The sequence below is a fragment of the Halobacillus sp. A5 genome (genome assembly GCF_024189315.1).
Taxonomy (GTDB): domain Bacteria; phylum Bacillota; class Bacilli; order Bacillales; family Halobacillaceae; genus Halobacillus_A.
Map to the genome: position 1 here is coordinate 153,239 of NZ_JAIZEO010000006.1, position 24,102 is coordinate 177,340.

Annotated in this window: 25 protein-coding genes; 9 read left to right on the top strand and 16 right to left on the bottom strand. The window is 42.0% G+C overall.

What is annotated here, in order from left to right; all coding sequences use genetic code 11:
* Positions 1-28 precede the first annotated feature (28 nt).
* Complete coding sequence (locus tag LF822_RS20845) at positions 29-526, top strand: PCYCGC domain-containing protein (RefSeq protein WP_253926027.1); 498 nt, start codon at positions 29-31, stop codon at positions 524-526.
* A gap of 26 nt (positions 527-552) precedes the next feature.
* On the opposite strand, the gene LF822_RS20850 is transcribed toward LF822_RS20845, so the two are convergent.
* On the bottom strand, positions 553-1,173 hold the full coding sequence (locus tag LF822_RS20850) for a flavin reductase family protein (protein WP_253926028.1): 621 nt from the start codon (positions 1,171-1,173) through the stop codon (positions 553-555).
* 142 nt (positions 1,174-1,315) lie between these two features.
* Here LF822_RS20850 and LF822_RS20855 point away from each other — a divergent pair, with 142 nt between their 5' ends.
* Together LF822_RS20855 and LF822_RS20860 are read left to right on the top strand one after the other, a co-directional pair.
* Positions 1,316-2,713 carry an alanine/glycine:cation symporter family protein gene (locus LF822_RS20855; RefSeq protein WP_253926029.1) on the top strand — a complete coding sequence of 466 codons (1,398 nt, stop codon included), beginning with the start codon at positions 1,316-1,318 and terminating at the stop codon, positions 2,711-2,713.
* 103 nt (positions 2,714-2,816) lie between these two features.
* On the top strand, positions 2,817-3,398 hold the full coding sequence (locus LF822_RS20860; RefSeq protein ID WP_253926030.1) for a CDP-alcohol phosphatidyltransferase family protein: 582 nt from the start codon (positions 2,817-2,819) through the stop codon (positions 3,396-3,398).
* Positions 3,399-3,472: 74 nt separating this feature from the next.
* Here the strand turns inward: LF822_RS20860 and LF822_RS20865 are convergent, their stop codons facing one another.
* On the bottom strand, positions 3,473-4,408 hold the full coding sequence (locus LF822_RS20865; RefSeq protein ID WP_253926031.1) for an alpha/beta hydrolase: 936 nt from the start codon (positions 4,406-4,408) through the stop codon (positions 3,473-3,475).
* Positions 4,409-4,612: 204 nt separating this feature from the next.
* On the opposite strand from LF822_RS20865, the gene LF822_RS20870 reads away from it, so the two are divergent.
* A complete protein-coding gene (locus LF822_RS20870) occupies positions 4,613-5,143 on the top strand; it encodes a YceI family protein (protein WP_253926032.1) in 531 nt (176 codons plus the stop codon).
* Between the two features lie 35 nt (positions 5,144-5,178).
* Here the strand turns inward: LF822_RS20870 and uvsE are convergent, their stop codons facing one another.
* The 7 genes from uvsE to LF822_RS20905 all read right to left on the bottom strand — a co-directional run bounded on the left by uvsE (position 5,179) and on the right by LF822_RS20905 (position 11,774).
* A complete protein-coding gene (gene uvsE, locus LF822_RS20875) occupies positions 5,179-6,129 on the bottom strand; it encodes a UV DNA damage repair endonuclease UvsE (RefSeq protein ID WP_253926033.1) in 951 nt (316 codons plus the stop codon).
* A gap of 310 nt (positions 6,130-6,439) precedes the next feature.
* On the bottom strand, positions 6,440-7,435 hold the full coding sequence (gene bioB, locus LF822_RS20880) for a biotin synthase BioB (RefSeq protein ID WP_253926034.1): 996 nt from the start codon (positions 7,433-7,435) through the stop codon (positions 6,440-6,442).
* 14 nt (positions 7,436-7,449) lie between these two features.
* Positions 7,450-8,046, bottom strand: a complete 597-nt coding sequence (locus tag LF822_RS20885; protein ID WP_253926035.1) for a biotin transporter BioY — start codon at positions 8,044-8,046, stop codon at positions 7,450-7,452.
* 137 nt (positions 8,047-8,183) lie between these two features.
* A complete protein-coding gene (locus LF822_RS20890) occupies positions 8,184-9,113 on the bottom strand; it encodes a siderophore ABC transporter substrate-binding protein (protein ID WP_253926036.1) in 930 nt (309 codons plus the stop codon).
* A 21-nt stretch (positions 9,114-9,134) separates the two neighbouring features.
* Positions 9,135-9,890: an iron ABC transporter ATP-binding protein gene (locus LF822_RS20895; RefSeq protein ID WP_253926037.1), complete on the bottom strand. Its 756-nt coding sequence runs from the start codon at positions 9,888-9,890 to the stop codon at positions 9,135-9,137.
* The gene (locus LF822_RS20900; RefSeq protein WP_253926038.1) at positions 9,884-10,831 is read right to left on the bottom strand and encodes an iron chelate uptake ABC transporter family permease subunit; all 948 of its coding nucleotides are present in this window, start codon (positions 10,829-10,831) and stop codon (positions 9,884-9,886) included. Before LF822_RS20900 ends, LF822_RS20895 begins: the two co-directional genes overlap by 7 nt.
* Positions 10,821-11,774: an ABC transporter permease gene (locus LF822_RS20905; protein WP_253926039.1), complete on the bottom strand. Its 954-nt coding sequence runs from the start codon at positions 11,772-11,774 to the stop codon at positions 10,821-10,823. The genes LF822_RS20900 and LF822_RS20905 overlap by 11 nt, the downstream gene beginning before the upstream one ends.
* Positions 11,775-11,980: 206 nt before the next feature.
* Between LF822_RS20905 and LF822_RS23220 the strand changes: the two genes are divergently transcribed.
* Entirely contained in the window at positions 11,981-12,523 is a 543-nt protein-coding gene (locus tag LF822_RS23220) for a TetR/AcrR family transcriptional regulator (protein WP_253926040.1), read from the top strand.
* Between the two features lie 40 nt (positions 12,524-12,563).
* On the opposite strand, the gene LF822_RS20915 is transcribed toward LF822_RS23220, so the two are convergent.
* The 4 genes from LF822_RS20915 to LF822_RS20930 all read right to left on the bottom strand — a co-directional run bounded on the left by LF822_RS20915 (position 12,564) and on the right by LF822_RS20930 (position 16,451).
* Positions 12,564-13,388 carry an aldo/keto reductase gene (locus LF822_RS20915; RefSeq protein ID WP_253926041.1) on the bottom strand — a complete coding sequence of 275 codons (825 nt, stop codon included), beginning with the start codon at positions 13,386-13,388 and terminating at the stop codon, positions 12,564-12,566.
* Between the two features lie 203 nt (positions 13,389-13,591).
* Positions 13,592-14,551 (bottom strand): nuclease-related domain-containing protein, encoded by a 960-nt coding sequence (locus LF822_RS20920; protein ID WP_253926042.1) that lies wholly within the window; start codon positions 14,549-14,551, stop codon positions 13,592-13,594.
* 210 nt (positions 14,552-14,761) lie between these two features.
* Positions 14,762-15,571, bottom strand: coding sequence for a DUF4362 domain-containing protein (locus tag LF822_RS20925; RefSeq protein WP_253926043.1), 810 nt, complete (start codon positions 15,569-15,571; stop codon positions 14,762-14,764).
* 34 nt (positions 15,572-15,605) lie between these two features.
* Entirely contained in the window at positions 15,606-16,451 is an 846-nt protein-coding gene (locus LF822_RS20930) for an SAM hydrolase/SAM-dependent halogenase family protein (RefSeq protein ID WP_253926044.1), read from the bottom strand.
* A gap of 187 nt (positions 16,452-16,638) precedes the next feature.
* Between LF822_RS20930 and LF822_RS20935 the strand changes: the two genes are divergently transcribed.
* Positions 16,639-17,058, top strand: a complete 420-nt coding sequence (locus tag LF822_RS20935) for a MarR family winged helix-turn-helix transcriptional regulator (protein ID WP_253926045.1) — start codon at positions 16,639-16,641, stop codon at positions 17,056-17,058.
* 18 nt (positions 17,059-17,076) lie between these two features.
* Entirely contained in the window at positions 17,077-18,639 is a 1,563-nt protein-coding gene (locus tag LF822_RS20940) for an MDR family MFS transporter (protein WP_253926046.1), read from the top strand.
* Positions 18,640-18,836: 197 nt separating this feature from the next.
* On the opposite strand, the gene LF822_RS20945 is transcribed toward LF822_RS20940, so the two are convergent.
* Both LF822_RS20945 and LF822_RS20950 read right to left on the bottom strand, forming a co-directional pair.
* On the bottom strand, positions 18,837-19,076 hold the full coding sequence (locus LF822_RS20945; protein ID WP_253926047.1) for a YuzB family protein: 240 nt from the start codon (positions 19,074-19,076) through the stop codon (positions 18,837-18,839).
* 23 nt (positions 19,077-19,099) lie between these two features.
* Positions 19,100-20,050, bottom strand: coding sequence for a bifunctional riboflavin kinase/FAD synthetase (locus LF822_RS20950; RefSeq protein ID WP_253926048.1), 951 nt, complete (start codon positions 20,048-20,050; stop codon positions 19,100-19,102).
* 100 nt (positions 20,051-20,150) lie between these two features.
* Between LF822_RS20950 and LF822_RS20955 the strand changes: the two genes are divergently transcribed.
* Positions 20,151-20,690 carry an HD domain-containing protein gene (locus tag LF822_RS20955; RefSeq protein ID WP_253926049.1) on the top strand — a complete coding sequence of 180 codons (540 nt, stop codon included), beginning with the start codon at positions 20,151-20,153 and terminating at the stop codon, positions 20,688-20,690.
* 215 nt (positions 20,691-20,905) lie between these two features.
* Here LF822_RS20955 and LF822_RS20960 read toward each other — a convergent pair whose 3' ends face one another.
* Positions 20,906-22,399: a UDP-N-acetylmuramoyl-L-alanyl-D-glutamate--2,6-diaminopimelate ligase gene (locus LF822_RS20960; RefSeq protein WP_253926050.1), complete on the bottom strand. Its 1,494-nt coding sequence runs from the start codon at positions 22,397-22,399 to the stop codon at positions 20,906-20,908.
* Positions 22,400-22,630: 231 nt separating this feature from the next.
* On the opposite strand from LF822_RS20960, the gene LF822_RS20965 reads away from it, so the two are divergent.
* Positions 22,631-24,088 (top strand): UDP-N-acetylmuramoyl-L-alanyl-D-glutamate--2,6-diaminopimelate ligase, encoded by a 1,458-nt coding sequence (locus tag LF822_RS20965; protein WP_253926051.1) that lies wholly within the window; start codon positions 22,631-22,633, stop codon positions 24,086-24,088.
* Positions 24,089-24,102: the final 14 nt, after the last annotated feature.

Genomic DNA, 24,102 nt, shown 5'->3' on the forward strand with positions numbered 1-24,102 from the left:
ATTTATCCATTTGAAGGGACGAGAGAAAGTGAATTTACGCGTATTAACCATAGCCGGTTTAGTTTTATCAGCTTTACTATCGGGCTGTTCTGAAGAAAATAATGAAGAATCGAGCGACAACCATGAAGGTCACGTTCACGAAACAACGGAAAGCGGGGACGTGCGTGAAGAAACATCCAGCTACGAACAACTGCCCGGGTTCCTCGATGAGAAACCTGAAGATATGCAGAATATTTACGCGGCGGTGGCTCAGAACAAAGATTTATTAGAGAACATCCCTTGCTACTGTGGATGTGGGGAAACAGCCGGGCATCGTGATAATTACGACTGTTTCGTACATGAAAGCCGAGAAGATGAATCCCTGGTATGGGATGATCATGGAACAAAATGCGGAGTATGCTTAGAGATTGCAGCGCAGGCTATTGTTGATCATCAGGACGGCAAATCCGTTAAAGAAATCCGGGAGGACATCGACAAACAGTACGAAGATGGCTACGCCGAACCTACCCCTACACCCGAAGTGTAAAATACACCTAAAGAAGCATCCGGACTTTAATCCGAGTCCAGATGCTTCTTTACTTTAGGCAGGTCTTCATTGGGAAGACGATAGAATTCCCTGATATAGCTGTAATCTCCCGCCATTCTTCCAACTGGAGATAATTTATAAGGATCAATTTTATCTCCTTCAAGCAGCAGGTCATCCTGTATGTGGCAGCACACTAATTTACCTAGAATAAGGTGGCTTGTACCTACCTCAATAATTTGATCAAGTTCACACTCAAAGCTTACAGGAGCTTCAGATGCTTTAGGCGATCGGACCTGAACACTCTTTCCCGAAGCTGTACCTGCTCTCTCAAATTCATCGACATCGCGGCTGAATGGCTTGCTGCTCTCGTGCATTTGATTCGCTAATGATTCAGATACGATATTAATAACAAAATCCTTCGTCTCCTGAATATTTAATAAGGTATCCTTATCCCGCTCTCCGTCTCCTACAGAGATACAAAGTGTAATCGGGTCCATTGAAGCTACTGTAAAGAAACTAAAAGGAGCCAGATTATAAACGCCCTCTTCACTTATCGTTGAGACCCAGGCAATCGGGCGCGGCACCACCGAACCTTTCACAAGCTTACTCATATTATGGTCTTTAAACGAGTTCTTTTTTAAGATCACCGCAGTCAACTCCTTGTTCTTTGTTTCTATCATCATACATGAATACCTTTAAGTCCTCATTCATTCCGTACTATACGATTGTTTATTTTGTGAAATTTAGGGAATATTCCATGTAATTAACAACGAAAGGAGTTCGATGCTATTGGATGCTTTGGAGAGTATCATAGCTTATATTTCAGATTTTTTATGGAACTACCCTCTAGCTATTATTTTAATTGCCGGAGGTATCTTTTTAACGATTCGGTTGAAATTCTTTCAATTCCGTTTCTTTGGTCACGTGTTACACCAGACCGTCGGCCAGATTTTTAAAAAGACGGATAAAACGGGAACTATCACCCCTTTTCAAGCCTTCACCTCGGCATTAGCTTCAACAGCGGGTGCCACCAACATCGTTGGAGTACCTGTAGCCATTTCACTAGGTGGACCGGGAGCTTTATTCTGGATGTGGGTAATTGCGCTGATCGGCATGGCCACAAAGTATGCTGAAATTCTGCTCGGCCTGAAATACCGGGAGAAAAATGAAAAGAACGAATGGGTCGGAGGACCGCAATATTACATAAAGAAAGCGCTGGGCTGGCACTGGGTAGCGTCAGCATTCGCATTCTTCCTCATGATCGAATTAGTACCAAGTACTATGGTACAGTCTAACTCCATTGCTACACAGACCGAAGGAGCTTTTGGATGGCCTGTTGAGATTACCGGAATCATTATGTGTGCTGTTATTGCTGTCGTTGTCTTTGGAGGGATTAAACGAATTGGTAAAGTCACAGATAAGATGGTTCCTTTCATGGTTATAACGTACGTCGGCGTATGTCTTTATATCATTCTAGTAAACATCGACCAGCTCCCTGGTGTGTTCGGCCTTATTTTCACCCACGCTTTCACGCCCCTGTCGGCAACAGGAGGCTTTGCGGGAGCAATGGTGGCTGAAGCCCTGCGATGGGGCGTCGCACGCGGCCTTTACTCAAACGAAGCCGGACTCGGGACAGCACCGATTGCCCACTCGGCTGCGCAGACCGACCACCCTTCCCGTCAGGCGATGTGGGGCATATTTGCTGTATTCGTCGACACGATTGTGATCTGCTCTATGTCAGGACTCGTCGTCCTCGTCACAGGGGCCTGGAAAGATGTCGGGCCGGACGATGCCTCTAATATGATCAATGCAGCATTAGCGACTGAATTTGGAGATGCGCTCGGCGGCGCGTTTATTACTGTATTCTTAATCTTTTTCGTCGTTACCACCCTTGGGGTTCTTATCTTCTATGGAGAAAAACAAGCTGAATATTTATTTAATTTAAAAGCCGCCAGACTGATGCGGATCATATACATCATTGCCGTTTTCCTGGGAGCCATTGGCGGCCTGCAATTTGTATGGCAGTTCCTTGACTTATTACTTGCCTTTGTCTTGTTAGCCAATATTATTCCGCTGCTTTTCCTCCACAAAGAAATCGCATCATTGACAGATGATTATGTAAATCGCGTATACAAGAAGAAAACAAAAGAGCAAAAAGTAAAACTGTTTGTTGAAGAAAATGATTAAATCAAGAACCACTGCTTCCCACATGGAGACAGTGGTTTCCTTTTGACGCTTTCATTCGTGGTATACTGCTGTAAGTATCGTTGATTAAAAAGTTGGTGAAAAGATGTTAGATACTCATGCACGGAAATTCGTCCAGCCTTCTATTGAACATACAGCGAAATGGTTTTTGACCAGAGGAATGACCCCCGATCAAGTGACGATCATCGCCTTCGTATCCGGAATCGGAACGAGTGTTTTATACATTTTAGGTTACCCGGTCGCAGCCGTCATTCTTCTATGGTTATCCGGATATCTGGATGCAGTAGACGGCACTATGGCGCGTCATACAAAGTCCACACCTTTTGGTACGGTCATGGATATCACTTTCGACCGGGTCGTCGAGGTAAGTATGATTGTGGCAATCGCTTACGTCCATCCCGGTGTGCTGTGGCCGCTTCTGTTACTGACCGTTTCCATCGTGATATCAATGACCATTTTCTTAGTTGTAGGTACAGTTTCTGAAAAGGCAGGCGTCAAATCGTTTTACTATCAGGCTGGTTTAGCCGAACGGACAGAAGGGTTCATATTATTCAGTCTGATGCTGCTGCTCCCGGATATTTTACTTTGGACAACTCTTATCTTCTTCGCAGCAGAATTGTTTACTGGCGTGCAGCGCTTTGTAGAAGCTCGTAAAATTTTAACCTAATTCTGATAAAAAGGACGCTGACTAATTAACAAGCCAGCGTCCTTTTCTTTTCTGATTATATGGTGCTGGCAAAACTATTTAGTAAAATAAAAGCGCAGCGTGTCTGCTGCCAGGTTTAATGCAGCCTTCCCCTTATCAAAACGGTCAGCCATGCTTATGAATCCATGAATCATTCCATCATACCTTTTTACTGTTACAGGGACACCTGCCTCCTGCAGACGCTCAGCAAATGCCTCTCCTTCATCACGTAAAGGATCATATTCTGCTGTGATCACCAACGCCGCGGGCAGTCCTGATAGGTCTTCTGCCAAATAAGGAGATGCATAGAAATTAAGAGCATCATCGTCATTGTTTAAATAATGATTGCGAAAATAATTCATACTTTCTTTAGTTAGAAGGTAACCATCTGCATTGGTACTCAATGAATCTGTCGCCGCAGTAAAATCTGTCGCGGGGTAAAGAAGCAGCTGACAGACGATAGTGGGCGCTCCTTTCTCCTTTGCCATCATCGATACAACAGCACTTAAATTACCTCCTGCGCTGTCTCCTCCAACTGCAATTCTATACTGATCAATATTCAGCTCTTCTGCATGATCAGCCGTCCATTCAAGGGCCGTAAAGCTGTCTTCTACTGCTGCCGGGAATTTATGCTCGGGAGCAAGACGATAATCCACAGAAACAACCACACAATCTGCCAGGTTAGTCAGAGAACGGCATACACTGTCATGAGTATCCAGATCACCGACTACCCAGCCGCCTCCATGAAAGAAAACGAGCGCGGGATGCGGGCCGTTTCCTTCAGGCGTGTAAATTCTGACCGGTATTTCTCCATCCGGTCCCGGAATCGTTTGATTTGAGACCTGATGCACTGCCTCTAAGCTGCCTCTCCTGCTGCCTTCCAGCATTTGATAAGCCTGCCTTGCCTGGATGGGAGGCATTTGTTCTAATGGCGGAGGGGACAATACTTTTAATTGGTCAAGCAAAGCTTTCACTTGAGGATCTAAAGTCATAATTCATTCTCCTTCATTTATAAAATCATACTCATATTTGGTCTTCTATATTTCTATATTATAAAAGGGAAATATATCCAACCACAATTTATTTGTTTATAATTAATTTATTAAATTATCTTGACTTCAAAGTAATTGTTCTGTATAGTTACTTACATAAGGTAACCAGTTTTTATTTTATAACTTAATGAAGGAGGATTTTAAATGACTACGTTAACTTTAGATAAAGTTCACAGTACGTTAGATTTTCAAATTAAGCATATGATGGTGTCGAAAGCTAAGGGAGAGTTTGAGGACTTTGAAATTGACTTTAACGGCGACCTTTCCGACGTAGAGTCTGCAAGCGTGAAAGTTACGATTCCCGTAACTTCTATTAATACAGGAAACGAAGACCGTGATGGCCACCTTCGTTCAGGTGATTTCTTCGAAGCAGATAAATATCCTAATATGGTTTTTGAAAGCACTTCGATTAAACAGCTGTCCGAAGATGAATATGAAGTGAAAGGAAACTTCACTATTAAAGACGTAACTAATGAAGAGACATTTACTGTAGAATTCAATGGAACGTCAAAAAGTCCAATGGACGGCAGCACTGTTGCTGGTTTTGACGTCAGTGGAAAGATTAACCGTGAGGCTTACGGCATAACGTATAACGCGGCCATTGAAACCGGCGGTGTGCTTCTAGGTAAAGAAGTTAAATTTGAAGGCAACTTCGAATTCATAGCCGCAGAATAAGTAACATTAATCCCGCCGGATAAAGGCGGGATTTTTTATAGCTGTATAGTGCCGCCACTTAATCTCTTTACCCCTCGAATAGATGAAATGTCTTCAATTAATTGAAGCACAGCACGATCTTTTTGTTTGGCTTCAATCATAAAGTCCACATCCTGCTCCAGCCTTTTAATCTCCTGTAACAGCGGTCGAACAAAGGTAATATCTACAAAATCAGCGTGACTTCTATAAGCCTGTTCTGACTTAGGGGAAGAAATGTGAAGCTTTGGAGGCATCTCAGACCACGTTTTAAAAAAACTCGGCAGCAGTTTATCGAGGTCCTCCCCCTCGTCATGGTTCGCCATATAATGATGATAATCAAACATCATCGGCACCTTCTCCTCTTCACACACTTGAAGTGTTTCTGTGGTTGTATACGTTTTGTCATCATTCTCTAATGTCATTTGCTCTTTAATAGAGACAGGCAGCTGCTTTAAGTTATCGTGAAATCGTGCAATAGACTTCTCTTTATCGCCGTAAGCTCCTCCGACGTGAATATTGATGTGTCCCTCCTCCTCTAACCCCATAGCCTCAAGCAGCCGGTAGTGGTACTCCATATCCTTCACAGCATTCTCTGTAACGTGCGGCCTGTCACTTGTGAAAAGAGTAAATTGATTAGGGTGAAAGCTTGTTCTAAGCTGATGGGCGCGGACGAGCTCTCCTATCATTCGATACTCTTCTGTAAAAGGAGTAATATAATCAAAATCAACCTCATCATGAGTCGCTAAAGGAACTAATGAGGAGGAAAATCGGTAAAGAGGAATTTCGTGGGCGATATTATAGTGCAGGGCGCGGATGGTGTGTTCAAGGTTCGTACGGGTAATCCGTTCGAGCTGCTCTTCCCGGTCCTTTGATGCAAGCTTTTGATATCGTGCGAATGTCATCGTTTTTGAAGGGGTCGAATCATACAAATTCAGCGCATTTGCAACGTAACCAAATCGAATTTTCATAGTCAGGCTCCTTAACAATTCGTTGAGTTATGTATGTTTCCCTTTTAAGTATCGATTTAAAAGTATGTTGGTACATAAATGTTTATATATATTAAAGTCTATTTTTGTTTCCCAATATAGGCCATCCTACTTTTATGGGTCATTAACCAGGAAAGGGGCGGCAGAGAACGACTCGCTTTCCATGGAAGTCATCCCCCGCTGCCCCTATTTATGTCAGGTTTGGTTATTTCACAATCGTAAAGTCAAATTTCTGTATTTAGTGCTGTTTGATTTAGATTATGCAGGCGAGATACGTAACTACTGCTCCATGTCAGGGATGGCTCACTTCACTCGATACATAATCCACTTCAAACCCTAAATCTTTAAGCATTTGATGATCCTTCGTTCCTTCCTGGCCTGCTGTCGTTAAGTAATCACCCACAAAAATTGAATTCGCTGGATATAAGCCAAACGGCTGTAAGCTTCTCAGATTCACTTCACGTCCACCGGATATGCGGATTTCTTTGGACGGGTTGATAAACCGGAATAAACAAAGAACCTTAAGGCAGTAGGCAGGTGTTAATTCATTAGTTCCTTCCAGAAGTGTACCATCAATCGCATGGAGAAAATTAACAGGGATGGAATCAGCATCTAACTCTTTCAATGCACGTGCCATATCAATTACATCCTGCTTTGTTTCTTTCATACCGACGATCACGCCGGAACAAGGCGAAATGCCAGCATCTTTCACGTGGTTAACCGTATCCACACGATCGTCATAGCTGTGGCTGGTAGTAATGTTGTCATGGTGCCTGGCTGACGTATTAATGTTGTTGTTGTAACGATCTACTCCCGCCACCTTTAGCTGCTGAGCCTGCTCCGGCTTCAGCAAACCAAGACAAGCACAAATTTTCATATCGTATTTGCTCTTAATCTCCTCTACTGCAGACGTGACAATATCCAGCTCCCGCTTTGATGGTCCTCTGCCGCTCGCAACAATACAATAAGTGCCTGACTTCAGCTTGTGCGCCTGTTCGGCTCCTTCCATGATCTCCTGCTTATCCATCATCCGGTACTTCTGAATGGGGGCGGTTGAATCTCTCGACTGAGCACAGTATCCGCAGTTCTCCGGGCAGAAGCCGGACTTCGTATTAATAATCATGTTAAGTTTGACGTTGCTGCCATAGTAATGTCTACGCACCAAATAAGCGCTTGAGAGCAGATCCAGCAGCTCGTCTTCAGGACACTCCAGCACAGCTAAAGCTTCTAAATCGGTTAATTCTTCTCCTTGAAGTGATTTTTCAGCTAACCATTTCCAATCCAGCATCAACTATCCCGCCTTTATGCGATTTTTTCACGATTTCTAAATGCACTTCTTCTCACAACACTTTTCTCTAATCGATACCCCAGCACACCAGCAAAAACGGAAAGAACAATATCTTTTGGCAGCGGGACCATCATCCACGACCAGACGAGGGAATACGTTAACCCTTCCGGTGCTTCAAACCAGAATAAATAAGCGGCATACATCCAGTTCGTTCCTAGGACGTAATTTAGAACCATTGCAGCTAATGAAGCCGCTGTATACATTTTTAAGCTGCGTTTCCGCTCAGCCATTTTTCCGGCTATGTAAGCTATTAATATAAATGAAAAGATAAAGCCAAATGTCGGCGTCAACAATACCGTTAACCCGCCTTTAAATTGAGCAAAAATGGGGGCTCCCACTAACCCGAGCACCATATAAACAAACATCGACATGGCACCTAAACGGCTTCCAAGAATCAAACCCGCTAATATAGCAAAAAAAGTTTGGAGTGTAATGGGGACTCCGCCAATAACCATAAAAGGAGCAATTGAGGTAATGTTAGCGCCAATCGCCATCATAGCCACAAAAAGGGCCCCCATCGTAATTTCTAAAGCTGTCCATTTTCTTTTCATTATGAGTTCTTCCTCCTCTTCACTTATAAAATAAGAATAGAAGAAAACCTCCATTTATGTCAACTTATTTTATTTAAGGTTAACATTAAAACCAAGAAAAAAGGGCGCTGTTCTTTGCGCCCTCTTCCCTGCCTAATTTACAAGCTTTCCTGGATCTCTTTCACCATTGCATTGACTGACTGCAGACCCCCGCCAGAAAGATACCAGTATTGAGGATCTAAATAAATAATATGGTCTTTCTCATAAGCCGTTGTCTTTTTCACCAGTTCATTCTCCATCACCTTTTCTGCAGAGGATTCACCGCCTACAACAGCTCCACGATCGACGACAAAAAGGTAATCTGGATCTTTCTCTGAAATGTATTCAAATGAAACACTTTGTCCATGAGTTGAGGATTCAATAGAATTATCCACCGGATTCACTCCTAATACATCATGAATTAGACCAAATCTGGAACCTTCTCCATAGGCACTTATTTTTCCATCATTGGCTAACGTAATTAACCCTTGGTCCTCCATGGACGATGCCTTATCATGCGTTTCTTCAATATTGGTTTCAATGTCCGCTAACTGCTTATCTACCTCTTCCTCTTTTTCAAAAATCTCACCTAACGTATTCATATTCTCCTGGAATGAATCCATGTACTTTGTGGTATCCACTCCTAAATAAATAGTTGGCGCAATTTCTGATAGTTCATCATACACGGATGATTGACGACCAGAAATAATGATAACATCAGGATCCATTTGACTGATTGCTTCAAAATCCGGCTCTTTCAGTCCCCCAATGTTTTCGTAATTCTCCCCGTTATAGTGGCTTAAATAATCCGGGAGAGAATCCTTTGCCACTCCCTGTATATCTACCCCAAGTTCGTCTAAGCTGTCTACAATTCCAAAGTCAAAGACCACCACATTTTCAGGGTTTGCCGGAACTTCCGTTTCTCCCAACTCATGTTTAACAGCTACCTTCTCTTCGGCAGCATTCGATTCAGCCTCCGTGTCCCCTCCACAGGCTGCTAATAAAGCGACCATTAATAATACACTTACTGCTATTAACCAATTTTTCATTTTCTTCACCTCATATTTTTATTAGAAATACACACAGATTTTTTGATTATTGATCGTATGGATATCAATGTCCATATCATAAATAGAGTTTAATACAGCCGCATCGATCATCTGATCCTTGTCGCCTTTTTCTACAATCCGCCCATTTTTCATAGCGACAATATAGTCGGAATAGCAGGAAGCAAAATTAATATCATGAACGACAAGCACAATAGTCTTTCCAAGCTCTTTCACTAATCGGCTCAAAGTTTTCATAATTTGAACCGAGTGATTCATGTCTAAGTTGTTTAAAGGCTCGTCCAAAAGCACATAATCGGTGTCCTGGGCTATAACCATGGCGATATAAGCTCTTTGACGCTGGCCACCGCTTAATTGATCTAAGTATTTATGCTGCATATCTAGTAAGCTTACAAATTCCAATGCTTCATCGACTTTTGATTCATCTTCTTCATTCAAATTCCCTTTCGAGTACGGAAACCTTCCGAACGAGACAAGTTCACGAATCGTCAGTCTAAGATGGATATGGTTGCTTTGCTTGAGAATCGATATTTTCTTTGAAAGGTTTTCCGTCTTCCATCTGCTGATGTCATTATCCTCGACCATCACCTCTCCTTCATCCACAGTAATCAAACGACTGATCATCGATAAAAGTGTACTTTTTCCAGCACCATTTGGACCGATAAAGGTTGTAATTTTTCCTTTGGGAATGGTGATAGAGACATCTTCTACAACTGCTTTACCTCCATATTTCTTAAATAAATTCATTACTTTTACCATGCTTTATTCTCCCTTAACAGTAGATAGATAAAGTAAATTCCGCCGATGAAGTTGATTAAGACGCTAATCGTAGTTGAAAAGGTAAAGACTCTCTCTACAATCAGCTGTCCTCCCGCAAGTGCAATCACACTAAACAGCACAGAAACTGCAAATAAGTAGTTATGACGGAAAGTTTTAAGAAATTCATGAGCTAAATTAACAACGAGTAACCCTAGAAATGTAACCGGTCCGACTAAAGCGGTAGCTGCAGAAATAAGTATGGCTGTGACGATCAGCAGCCGCTGGACAATTTTGTCATAAGGAACTCCTAAGTTAACAGCGTGATCCTTACCGAGGGCAACAACATCCATATACTTATGATATGGAAGGTACAAGAGCAGACTTCCTATCATAATGACAATAGAGATTCCGAGTAAGTTTGTATTTACGTTATTAAAGCTCGCAAACATACGGTCCTGGACAATTAGAAACTCATTCGGATCAATGAGTACTTGCATGAAAGACGACAAGCTTGAAAAAAACGTGCCGAGAATAATTCCAACGAGCAATAACAAATATACGTTTTCTCCTTTTCTTAACAGCCATTTAAAGAGAAGAAATGAAAATACAACCATGGCGGCTATGGAGACCAAATAATTCAACTGGCTGTCCATCATGGCCAGCGAACCAGAACCAAACAAGAAAACAACCAGGGTCTGTACTAGAAGATACATACTGTCCAGGCCCAGAATGCTTGGAGTGAGGATGCGGTTGTTTGTAATCGTTTGAAAAACCACGGTAGAAAACGCGATAGCCGCCCCCGTTATAACAATGGCTGTTATTTTGACGCCTCTTCTCGGAAGTATGTAGTCCCAATTACTGCTGATCCCGGTAAGCAGAAAAGCAAGAACAAGAACAGAAGCGATTATTAAGAGGAGAGCTATTTTTCTTTTAAAAAACATACGAGCGCCTCCTCATCAATAGGTAAATAAATATTGCACTCCCTGCGACGCCCATAGTAAGACTGATTGATATCTCATAAGGGTATATCGCCACGCGGCCAATGATGTCACAAATCAATACGAAGCCCGCTCCGAAAATTGCTGTCTGAATTAAGCTTTTTTTCAAATGATCCCCGTAGTACATCGTGACGATATTTGGAACAATTAATCCAAGAAAGGGGATCATTCCAACCGTAAGGACAACAGAGGCTGTAATCATTGCTACGATGGCTAAACCGATGTTAACGACTTGCTTATACTTAAGTCCTAAGTTTCTGGCAAAGTCCTCTCCCATTCCTGCAAGTGTAAAAAGGTCAGCATAGAAAAAGGCCAAAAGAAGTAGTGGAACGGAAAGGTAAAGCATTTCAAACCGTCCTTCCATAATCATCGAAAAATCACCATGAAGCCAGGCAGACATGTTCTGCACAAGGTCGTGTTTCAACGCAAAAAAAGTCGTAATAGAGCTTATGATATTACCGAACATCAGACCTACGAGCGGGATAAAAATCGTATCCTTAAATTTAATACGGTCCAGAATCTGCATAAAAAGAAAGGTCCCCATCAAAGCAAAGACAAAAGCTACTCCCATCTTTACAAGCGGACTTGCAGATGTGAACAAAAGCAGAGAGATTAATACCCCGAGACGCGCTGAGTCAAATGTTCCTGCAGTGGTCGGAGAGACAAATTTATTCCTCGTTAACTGCTGCATAATCAATCCACAAATACTAATGCTTGCCCCCGCAATCAAAATACTTACCAGTCTTGGAAGGCGGCTTACCGTCAGAATCTCTAATTGTTCAGCTGAAAGATGAAACAAATCGGTCACTGCTAACTCCGAAACTCCAATGAACAACGACATGAAGGACAAAAGAATAAGAGTTGCAAATGTATATCTGATTTTCATAAAAAAACACCCTTATCCCTTTCCTTTAGAACGATTATTGATATAATAATGATATTGAAATTCATTATCAATTAGAATAATAGAGTAAAGGCTGGTTAAAGGTCAATACATACTGAGGATAATCGACATTTATGGAATAAGTGTTGCAGAAAGGAGATGTTAAACGTGGAAAAAAATAAAGATCCCCGGGTGCAGAGAAGTAAAATGTGGATCAAAGAAGCATTCCTAAACTTGTTAAAGAGAATCACATTCATCATATATCGGTTCATCAGATTATGCATCAAGCTCAAATGAACCGTGCTACATTTTACCGTCACTTTGTTGATAAAGAAGATTTATTAAAAACCATTATCGAAGATCTTTTCGTACAATGGAAAACGAGGTTAGAAAACTGTCCCCTGAGATTCGACTTCGTGAAAGAGAAAAAACCTCATCCCCGATTTGTCGAAATGCTTCAATTTATATATGTAGAACGACTCGGCTTCGAAACGTTGTTAAGCAAGAAAGAACTGGGAGAATTCAAGAAACAGTTTGAGCAGTTTATTCAGTCCTCCACACGCTCTACTCTGTCGGTAGCTTATGATTACCAGCACTCCGTCAAATTCTCTGCTGAAATTACCCAGACCTTTATTGCTTCAAGTATTATCGGCTCCATTCTTTGGTGGGTGGAAAATCAGTTTCCCTGTACGCCTTATGATCTCGCTGCTTACATAACAGAAATGATTGATTACGGGATCTATACACATTAAAAAAGGACGCTGTGTTCAGCGCCCTTTTTGTGCATTCTTATTATCTTACATTCATCTCACTTGGCTCAGGACCTTTGCGCTCCCCACGGTCAAGCTTGTTAATTTGACTCATATCCTCAGCTGTTAATTCAAAATCAAATACGTCAAAATTCTCTTCAATTCGTGATGGAGTTACGGATTTAGGAATAACGACCGATTCGTTTTGCAAATGCCAGCGAATAATAATCTGAGCCGGTGTTTTACCATGCTTCTCAGCAAGAGATTGAACTGTATCGTTGTTCAACACTTCTCCCCCCTGCATCAGCGGGCTCCACGCCTCCACTAAAATACCATGCTTGCGACAGAATTCTTTTATCTCATTCTGCGCAAGAAACGGGTGGCATTCGATCTGGTTAACAGCAGGCTTTACATCACATTCATCCAGTAAACGCTGTAAATGATCGACATTGAAATTACATACCCCGATCGCTTTCGTTTTGCCGTCTTTCTGCAGCTGCTCAAGTGCTTTATACGTTTCAACATAATCATCATATTCAGGTGTCGGCCAGTGAATTAGGTAAAGATCTACATAGTCAAGGCCAAGTTTTTCTAAACTTTCATCCATTGCTTTGATCGTCTGCTCATACCCTTGATCCGCATTCCAGACCTTTGTTGTAATAAAAAGCTCTTCGCGCGGAACATTGCTCTTCGCAATCGCTTCGCCTACTTGACGCTCATTCTTATAAACCGCCGCTGTATCAATGGAACGATAGCCGGTTTCAATTGCTTTCGTTACAGCTGGAACCGCATCCTTCTCTTCTACCCGCCATACCCCAAAGCCAAGCTGAGGCATTTCGATTTTGTCATGTAATTTAACAATATTCATGCGAAAATCTCTTCCTTTCTTGTAAAAGGTTACAGTGGTAGTGTAGCACAGGAGCAATAGTGAATGCGTTTATTTTGCTTGATGAGGCGTGGGGGTGGCGGGGTGTGCTTTATGGACGATTAATCCGTTTTATGGGCGGTTCTTGTAATTTATGGGCGAATACCTTCATTTATGGGCGAAAACGTGTTTTTATGGGCATTTCGCTATCTCAGCTGGTATCTGGCACCTTTTTTAGCGCCCTTTTCCACCAGGGGATAGTGCTTAAGCAGTCGTTTTACGATATATCGTGATTCAATCCCAAGAAATTCTCTAGCTTCCCGATTGGAAATCGTCTCACTGACTAAATAAGAGAATCTTTCTAAAGCATAATGGTGAACATCTTTTGATTGTTCCCCGCAAAACCGGCACAGCCACTTGGCCTGCTGCCATTTCATCCGGTAACGATGACAATCTGGACATCTAACGCCAAGATGCAGGTCTTCATAAGAAAGTTTAAATCTTTCTCGATAATTGAACACATACGGTTCATGAGCAGACTTCAACCTATGAGCCACCTTTGACAGTTCTTCCATACTCTTTTCTTCTCCGATAACGGTGTTTCTCAGCTGCTTCACCCTGCTCAAAAGGGAGTGGCGTCTTACCATTCTTTCGCCTGCCTCCTTTCTGTTATCACCCGTGATCTCAACCGGTGATTTAGCGCTCGCTAAAACTACCAGCGATTCAACAGGAAGACTGAACGCACAATTTTTACGCAGCCATTTTTTCAACAGGATCTGCTGCCGGTCAACTTGTTCAATGGAATCAGGAAAAGAAACTCGATCGCCGTCTTTTGTCCGAATGAGCTGATGGTGGTCGGTGTCATATGTTAGTTCTCCAGAGATATTCTTCACTTCGAGGAGAAGTATGAATTGCGGGAACATCAAAAGGGTATCGATTTGAAAATAGTGGAGACCATCAAACAAGCGGAGGTTATGGAGAATGAGAAAAGGGGGATCAAGATAATCCAGGTGGAAATCCAGGGATTCTTCGCCCCGCTCTCCTGGAGCGGAGAACAGAACTTCTTCTTTTACTTGTTCAACTACTGGATGGGATTCGGGGAGGGCTTCTAACAAATAATACAGCACTTTTAATTTAGAAGAGCGCCGGCGCTGCTTCACAATCATAAATTTTTCACCTCCTTAGCTTAAGGAGTATATACTCTACAAGTCTCTCCAAAATCCTTCTCAAAAAAGAAAACTTTCGACAGATGTCGAAAATTTAAGGGCGTTCTACCGGTTATGGGTTATTATACGATTTTATGGGCCAGGTCAGCACATTTGTGGGTATTTTAGTGATGTTATGGGCGGAAACACTCTTTTTATGGGCATTTACACTCATTCAAACACCTTACGATAAGCTCTGGTCTCCTCAATAATTGCAATCATCTCTTCTGCCAATTCATTCATATCTTCGACGTCTTCTCCTGAGTCACAGCTCGACCACTCAAACCTTTTCTCACTTGCGTTGATTACGACCTTCAATGAATATTCCCGGTCTTCGCGGCAGCTTCCTGAGAGATCTTTACGCTGCTGGTAATTTCCCTTGATGAACAGCTTATATATTTTATTACTTTCTTCTTCGGTGAGTTTGAAATTCTCCTGTTTCAAACTGCTTGAGTCCGCCTGAATGGATAATGATTGCTCTAATGTATCGACTACCACATGATTTCCTTTGTCGTAAGAGAATTTGAACTCAAACTGATCCTGTGCAGCAGCATCATATGGAAGGGTAAGAACGTCAATCAAGTCTCCCTTCTTCCCACATTCCAATTGATATACTGTTTCTTCCACCCGGTCTTTACGTTCAAAATTTTCACATGTTTTTTCAATAGTTTCTCCTGAGACGAATGTGTCATCTGAGTTTTCGGACTGAAAGGTAATCTCACTCCCGTCGAATGTCAAATAAGTAAACACAGGATTTCCTTCAGAAGTGTAGCTTACAATGCGGACCTCATCCTCTTGTTGGTCGTTTATATTTTGAATAAAATCATCCAAATACTGTGTATTTTCAACCTTTTCCTGGGTATCTATCACATCTTCTTCCTGCCGATCGAAACCTTCTGATTGATCATAGATGCCAGCGATTTGATTCGAACATCCAGCTGCTACAAACAACAATACCCCCAACAACCACTGGACCTTCATAAGGTTTCACCTCACCGCTTATTATGAATCAACCTCAGTCTTCTTTTTTTCGAAAAATGACTATCCAATTGGAGCCTGTACGGATGCCATAAGCTCTCGCGAACGAGCCCTGGTTAATCGCCACTGCCATGTTATCTAAAGAATTAATGTAAACAAGCGGTTCACCCTTGTGAGTATCGGCAAACGAGCGGCCAAACGTCATTACGTTACGGTAAATACTGCGGCCATCATGCTTGATTTCGACTTCAATCGCACCGCCATAGGGTACATCCAACGATTTAAAAAGCTCACGGCTGATGTTTGTCCATAAATTCCCGAATCGGATATCAAGAATGTCAATCATTCCTTCTACCATATTATCCTCTGCCCAGGCCTCTTTTACTGGCAGCTGAACGAGACTGCTCACGGGAAGTTCCGGACCAACGCCTTCAAACGAAATGATCCCCGAAGCCAGCCTGGCTCCTGTATAAGCATAAATATCTCTCCCATGAAAGGTATAAGATTCTCCTGATTTCGGCAGCCGGTTCACCGACTCATCTATTTCCCTCACTGCTCTAATGCCTTCAGTCCGTGCGATATGGGTTAAACTGCCATTGTCTGGTGTAATAACGTACTGTCCTGACCCTGTTTGAACCGCAACGCTTCTCCTCGTAGAGCCGACTCCAGGATCCACTACGGACACAAAAACAGTCCCCTCTGTCCAATAAGTGACTGTCTGCCACAATCGGTAAGAGGCTTCCCAGATATTATAAGGAGGAATATCGTGAGTCAAATCAAATATCTTTAGATCATGATCAACTGAATTTGCCACTCCATGCATGGCGCTGACTGCTCCGTCACTGATCCCAAAATCCGACTGTACTACTAATGCCCTTTTCATGCTGTACCCTCCCAGTATATTAACCGACCTTTTCTCTGATTACAGCTATGATACAAAACCTTTGGCAAAAACTCAATGAGATTCGTTCGACCCTATTGGATAAAATGACAGCATTCCCTACAATTGATTTATTATTTAACCAGGTTTAATATTAACTTAATGATATTTTCAAGGAGAGAAACAAATTATGGCGGATCAAGAAAAAATGACACTTATTACAGAGCTGGAAGGGGTAATGAGGCAATTCATTAAAGAGTTTAGAAAGGAATTAAATGATCTTTTAGGGGAAGGATTTACGAGTAGTGAATTCGCCTTTCTTCGCGCGATCCGCGAAAATAGTCATCAAAATGTTTCCTGTCTTGCCTCCGTACTCAATGTTTCGAACAGTCATGCGACATCCATTATGGACCGTCTTGAAGAGAAAGGATTAATGACACGTACCAGGTCAAAACAAGATCGCAGAGTGGTTGTTTTTCAGCTTACTTCTTATGGAGAGAGCATTTTTGAGGAACTTCACGACAAAAGAGCCGCTTATATGCAGGAGAGGTTTGAAAAACTGACCAAAAGAGAGCTTGAAGATTTAATACGGATTTTTCATAATTTATAAAACAAAGGGTGAAATCAAATGGAACACCTCGACCACAAACAAAAAGTCACCATAATGATTGCGATTATGGCCGCCATGCTGTTTGCCGCCCTTAATCAGACGATAATTGGTACCGCTCTTCCTATAATTGTAGCTGATATAGGAGGGATGAATTATTTCAACTGGGTGTTTACGATCTATATGCTCTCATCCAGTATTACAGCTATTCTTGTGGGTAAGTTATCTGATACATATGGACGTAAACCTTTTATCCTGACGGGAATTGGGATATTCATTATTGCTTCTCTGCTTTGCGGTATGTCAGTGAACATTTTTCAATTAATCATATTCCGTGCCGTTCAAGGTCTTGGGGGAGGCATGATCATTTCCACGTCCTTTACTGCTATTGGAGATTTGTTCCCCCCTCGTGAACGTGGACGCTGGCAGGGAATGATGGGGTCTGTATTTGGGTTAGCGAGTGTGTTTGGTCCAACACTTGGAGGCTATATAGTAGATACATTTCAATGGAACTGGGTGTTCTGGGTCTTTCTCCCGTTCGGAATAGTCGCCTATACAATGATTTGGAGAATGTTCCCCAAAGCCCCTCCAAATGAAAAAACGTCAGTAGATTTTCTTGGAGCCATTGTTCTTACCGTAACTATTGTGCCTTTACTGCTCGCATTCTCCTGGGCTGGTCAAAATTTCGCATGGAATTCAGCCATTATTATAAGCCTCTTCTCATGGTCGGTCATCACATTAATTTTATTTATTATCATCGAACGAAAAGCAGAGAATCCTGTTATTCCTCTCCATCTTTTTAAGAACAGTGTATTCTCTATTTCCAATATGAGCGGTCTGTTGATGGGGATGGGAATGTTTGGGGCTATTATGTATATGCCTTTTTTCATTCAAGGAGTGCTTGGTATTTCTGCTACAAAAACCGGCTTTATTATGATGTCGATGATGCTGAGCATGGTTTTCACCAGTACAGTTGGCGGTCAGCTTATTACAAAAACCGGCCGCTATAAAATATTTGCTATCCTCGGATTGCTCATTATGGCCGGGGGGATGTACTCCATGTCCCTAATGACGATAGATACAAGTGCAGCCGGGGTTGTGCGCAATCTAATTTTAGTAGGATTGGGGCTCGGGCTGACATTCCCAGTATTAACCTTGACAGTGCAGAATGCCGTTGATCACCGGTACCTTGGAGTCTCCACCTCAGCTTCCCAATTTTTCAGGCAGGCCGGGGGAACGATGGGTGTCTCTATCATGGGTTCAATTATGAATATGATTATGAGCAGGGAAATGTCTCAACTGAACGCTGATGCGCCCGCAGACCTTCGGGATCCCCAGGTATTAATGGATCCCAATCAAATCAGTGCGCTGAGAGAAAACGCCTCATCCCTCTCTTCTGCGCAATTTGACCAAGTCATCTCATCAATGAGGGAGATATTAAGCCATGCTTTAAATGGATCATTTTTATTTGGCACATTCATATTAATAGGAGCATGGATTTTAATATTATTTTTAAAAGAGATCCCACTGCGTTTAACGAACCAGCCAGCTGAAGAAAAAAAAGAAGAGAAGTTAAGCTCCTGACCTCTAATGTAACAGGCCGCTCTGAAGCGGTCTGTTGAGCTTGCGAGAAACACTGGGTTTCCAAGTACAGAAATAACGCAGCCCCTGCAGTTCTATTTAATCTGCGCAGCTGCGTTCCAATTACTCTTTTCTATTAGATAAGTCAACTTGCCTTCATTCAAAGATGCTTACATCAAGCTGTTCTTTCGCTCCTTCAATTATTCAGCGTAAAAAGCCAGCTCTTCTTCAATTTTAAGCCGGATTTTATCAATCGCTTCCTCGGGAGTATCCGCAAACACTCTCGTTCCATTCACCATTGCGTAAGGCTTAATTGCACACAATCCGCAGAAGGAAAGACATTCATTCATGAGTACCGCAACATCCGGATATTCTTCTTCCAGGATCGTCTCGATATCTAATTCGTTAATTAAATTTCCGTCACATACCTCTACAACCACTACCCCATGATGTCATAACTCCTTTATTTCTCGTTGTTGGGAAGACCTAGAATGCCCCGCGCTTCTTCTTCATCCTTCTCCATCTGTTGTACGAGCTCGTCCAGCCCGTCAAAATTCTCTTCTCCGCGCATAAAACGTAAGAATTGAACAGTTACAGTCCGTTCATATAAATCTCCTGAAAAATCAAGAAGGTAGGCCTCTACTTTATACGAATCTCCATTTACAGTCGGCCTATAGCCCGCACTGATTAAAGTGTAATAGTACTCATCTGAGGCACTGCCTTGGACTTGAACGACACCAATGTAGACTCCCGGCTTAGGACGCACATACTCGTCAATCCGGCCAACATTCAGAGTGGGAAATCCAAGCTGCCTTCCCAGTGCTTCTCCTTTTTCCACGACCCCCGTCATTTCGAAGGGACGGTGAAGCATCGATTGAGCGGCTTCCATTCTCCCTGCTGCCGTGTGATGACGGATAGTTGTACTGCTCACTTTTTCATGCTGAAAAGAAACATGCGGCACAATAGCAACTTTTATTTCCTGCTCTAAACAAAGCTCCTTTAATCCATTCACGTCTGCATGTCTTCCTTTACCGAACCGAAAGCCTTCTCCTATCACAATACAGCTTACGTTCAGTTGTCCGATCTGCTCTTTCACAAACTGTTCCGGTGTAATCTGTGCATATTCTTTAGTAAAATTAATATGATAGTATCGATCCACACCCGCTTTTTCTAAAAGCTGCAGTTTGTCTTGATAGGAGGATAGAGATTTCTCATAGGCCGCTTCGCCCTTTAACACCCAGAGCGGATGATCCGAAAAACCAAAAACAGCGATCTCTTCATCTTTTTGGCGAAGGGCACGTGCCCGACTTAAGAGCTTCTGATGCCCTAAGTGTAAACCATCAAATTTCCCAATTAATAAAATCGTTCGTTTGTTATTTTTCGGTGGTACAGCTGACACGTCTATTGTTTCCATTTCTCTATCCTCCCCATTGTTGCTCCCACTACTCTATTGTCATAGTATAACCAACTACAGCAGTACACAACTATTCTGCATAAGGAAAGGAGACATACCGATGATTGATAAAGCCCAAAAATTTGCCGAGGTGGCCCACAAAGGTCAAAAGCGTAAAAGTTCTGATGAAGATTATATTAATCATCCTATACGTGTAGCACGTATATTAAAGGACGCCGGCGGTTCTGAAAGTTTAATATGTGCCTGTCTGCTTCACGATGTTGTAGAAGATACGGCTTATGAACTTGAAGATATTGAGAGGGAATTCGGCGGGGAAGTAAGAAATATCGTAGCCGCCCACACAGAGGATAAATCTAAACCATGGGATGAGCGCAAAGCACACACTATTGAAGTCGTTAAAACAGGAAGCCTTGACGTCAAGTCTCTTATTGTAGCCGATAAATTGGACAACCTTCTTTCAATAGAAGAAAGCTACCATCAAATTGGTAATGCCGTTTGGAATTACTTCAACTCAGGCTGTAAAAAGCAGAAATGGTATTACCAGTCTGTGGCTGCTCATATGCATTCAGGGATAATTGAAAAAGATACCCCTTCCTTTTTTACTTCCTATGCTCAGGCAGTGGAACGTTTTTTTAAATAAAATCGTAACGATGCCTATATTCACTTGGAAGAATTATATTTTCGAATGGTCATAATCAATCGAATAGTATGAATGAAAAGAAAAGAGACGGGGGGGTATGGTGTTCACTTCAGGCTTCGCTCTGCAGAGTCATTCCCGCACAGAGCGATAAAGTTCCTGCGTCTCTTACTCTGACTTTCGATAACCGAAAAGCTGCCGCGCCGGCCTTTCTGCATTTAAGAGGATTGTAAGAAATGCTTTTTTATAATATCTTCATCCGAGTGCGGGATTTCTTTTCCTTTTATAATTTGAGCATTATTGATACATCCGCTCGTTAACAAAATAATATCATTAGGCTGTCCAAGCCGAAGGGCTTTTCTTACTCCTTCTTCCCTCGTTAAAGCCGCATGAATATTGGGGGATTCAGGATTGGTGAATCCGCTCATCACTTGATCTACGATTAACTGAGGTTCATGAAACCCTGGGTGATCCACGGTTACGATAATTTCATCGGCTTTTCCTTCTATAATAGAAGCCATCTTTGGCATTTTTTTAAAATCCCGGATTCCTATTCCTGCAATCATCACGATTAAGCGGTCATACGACAGCTTCTTTACTTCTTCTATCAGCCTTGTAAGCGCTACAGGGGTATGGGCATAATCCAAAATTACTTTTGTCTGATCAGGTGCTTTGATAACCTGAAATCTTCCCTCTGGACTTTGTAGTCTTTCTAAAGCACTTAGAATTTCTGAAATTGGATAGCCTAATAATAGAGCAGTCCCTATTGAAGACAGTACATTGGAGATATTATACGTACCATAGACTGGGACATATACCCGATATTTTTCTCCTAAGTATGTGAGGGTGAAATGCGAGCCTTCTTCTGAAGTTACTAATTCACCTGCCGTAAGATCAGCGTCACTATATTGTTGTAAACTATACCTAATGACCGGTCCATCAAATAAATCCGGGATATCCTTCCCCATCCCATCATCATCCAAATTTATAACGGCACATGTTGCCTGTTTAAACAATTTCAGCTTACATGCTTTATAGTGCTCCAATGTATGGTGATATTCTAAATGTTCTTCAGAAAAATTCGTATGAATCGCTACGTCAAATTTAATACCTTCTACACGCTTCTGATCCAGTGCAATTGAAGAAACTTCCATGGAAGCTGCCGCGTCTCCGTGGGAACGTAATTTTGAAAAAATATGATGCAGGTCGACAGCTTCCGGCGTAGTAGGTGTACTTTTATTATAAGGGATTTTCTGACGGGAGTTATAGATGCCCGTAGTGCCGATTAAACCAGTCGGTGTTCCGAGCAGATTTAAAAGAGATTGTACATAAGACGAAACTGTAGTTTTTCCATTAGTTCCAGTTACCCCTATTAATTTTATCTCTTCACTAACATGGTTATAATAGAATTTAGCAAGTAACGCCATAGCCTGTCGGACGTCTTTAACAACGACAAACGAACAGTCCGGATAACTTGTACTCAGCTTCTTCAGGTGACTATGACTATCGCCGATTACAGCCGCGGCCCCATTTTGGAGCGCTTCGTCTATATAGAGGTGGCCATCATTATTCTCTCCCCTGATGCTGAAGAATACGCCCCCTTCTGTTACTAACTTCGAATGGTATGCTAAACCTGTAACAGACTGTGCTTCCGGCCCGAATACATGCAGGACGCCAGCTTGATTAAGATATTGGAACGATATTGTTTTCATGGTTCTTCCCCACTCACGTTTTTAGTCTTCGATGTCATTTTCTTTGTCTTTTTATGTTTTGCTATATATTATAGACAGTATACTTATTTTTAAGTGCTCCACTTTTTTCCGCTGGCTGCCATGAATCAATTGAATCATTTTCTATAAAAATCAGCGTGCAGCCAATGAAAGTTTGATAAAATTGTTATAAACTTACCTAACCTTCGATAAAAAAGGCGTGAACATATACCCATGGAATTAAAACAGCTATTAGATCAATTATTGTTCGACTGCCACCATCCTTTAACGAATATCCGCATTAACGGAATAACCGACGCTTCCACGGAAGTAGAACCGGGTTACATTTTTGTGGCAATTAAAGGATATCAATCGGATGGGCACGACTATATTAAAGATGCCATTTCAAGAGGAGCTGCAGCGGTCATCGGAGAAAATGATGAACCGGGCATTTCCATTCCTTATATTAAAGTAGTAAATAGTAAAAAAGCGCTGGGGATTGTATCTGCTGCTTTCTACCGGGACCCTTCCCAAAGAAAGCTGATGATAGGAATTACAGGTACGAATGGAAAGACAACGACAAGCTATCTTGTCAAACATATATTAGAGGAGATAGGTTATTCATGTTCCCTCATAGGGACCATTCAAAACATTGTGAACGGGGAAAAGACGACAACGCAGAATACTACTCCGAACGCTTTGAAGATTAATCAATTATTATCTCAGAGTAACGATGACGTTGTAATCATGGAGGCCTCTTCTCAAGGACTGGCTGAGTTTCGCTTAGAAGGAATTTCATTTGATATTTGTCTGTTTACTAATCTCTCTCACGAACACTTGAATTATCATGGGACTCTTGATCAATATTTTGAAGCTAAGAGCATGTTATTTTCTAAGTTAAAACCTCAGGGAACGGCTGTTATTAATGCCGATGACCATTACGGCGAGAAACTTTCTAATCGACTAAGAAACAAGGACCTCTCTGTTGTGACATTTGGTGAAAATCCGGATGCAGTCATTCAGATGACAGACTTTAAGTTATCCTATCCTTATTCGGTGCGGTTAAATGAAGGAATTCAATCCTGTAATGTCACCTCTCCTATTCCGGGTTATCATAACCTGTTTAATGTGGCTATTGCTTACGCCTGTGCTAAAGTTCTTCATGCTTCTCCTAATGCCATTTGTGAAGCAATTGAACGTTTTCCAGGGGTGGAAGGCCGGTTTAATATGATTGATTTCCCTAATGGGGCGACCGTAGTCATTGACCATGCTCATACTCCGGACGCCATAATCAACTGCTTACAGACTTCCTATGAGTCAAAATCAGGGAGCTTATATCATGTGTTTGGTTTTAAAGGGGATAAAGATACAGAAAAACGAAAAGAAATGGTACGAATCAGCGCCGAGATGAGTGACTATTATATTCTGACATTGGATAACCTGAACAGTGTTCCTAAAGAACAAATGATTCAAACCCTGTATGACTTACAAGACAATTACGGAAATGCCAAAGGTGAAATTGTTAACGATCGCACGCTGGCTATAGAAAAAGCGCTGTCTCTAAGTAAAGAAGGTGACTGGATTGTAATCTCAGGTAAAGGCCACCAGACTTACCAGCACGAATACCAGCACCCAGCCAGCTCTGATAAAGAAACCGTTCTGTTATTGAAAGAGCGGGCACCTGAAAAATAATACGTTTGACCTTT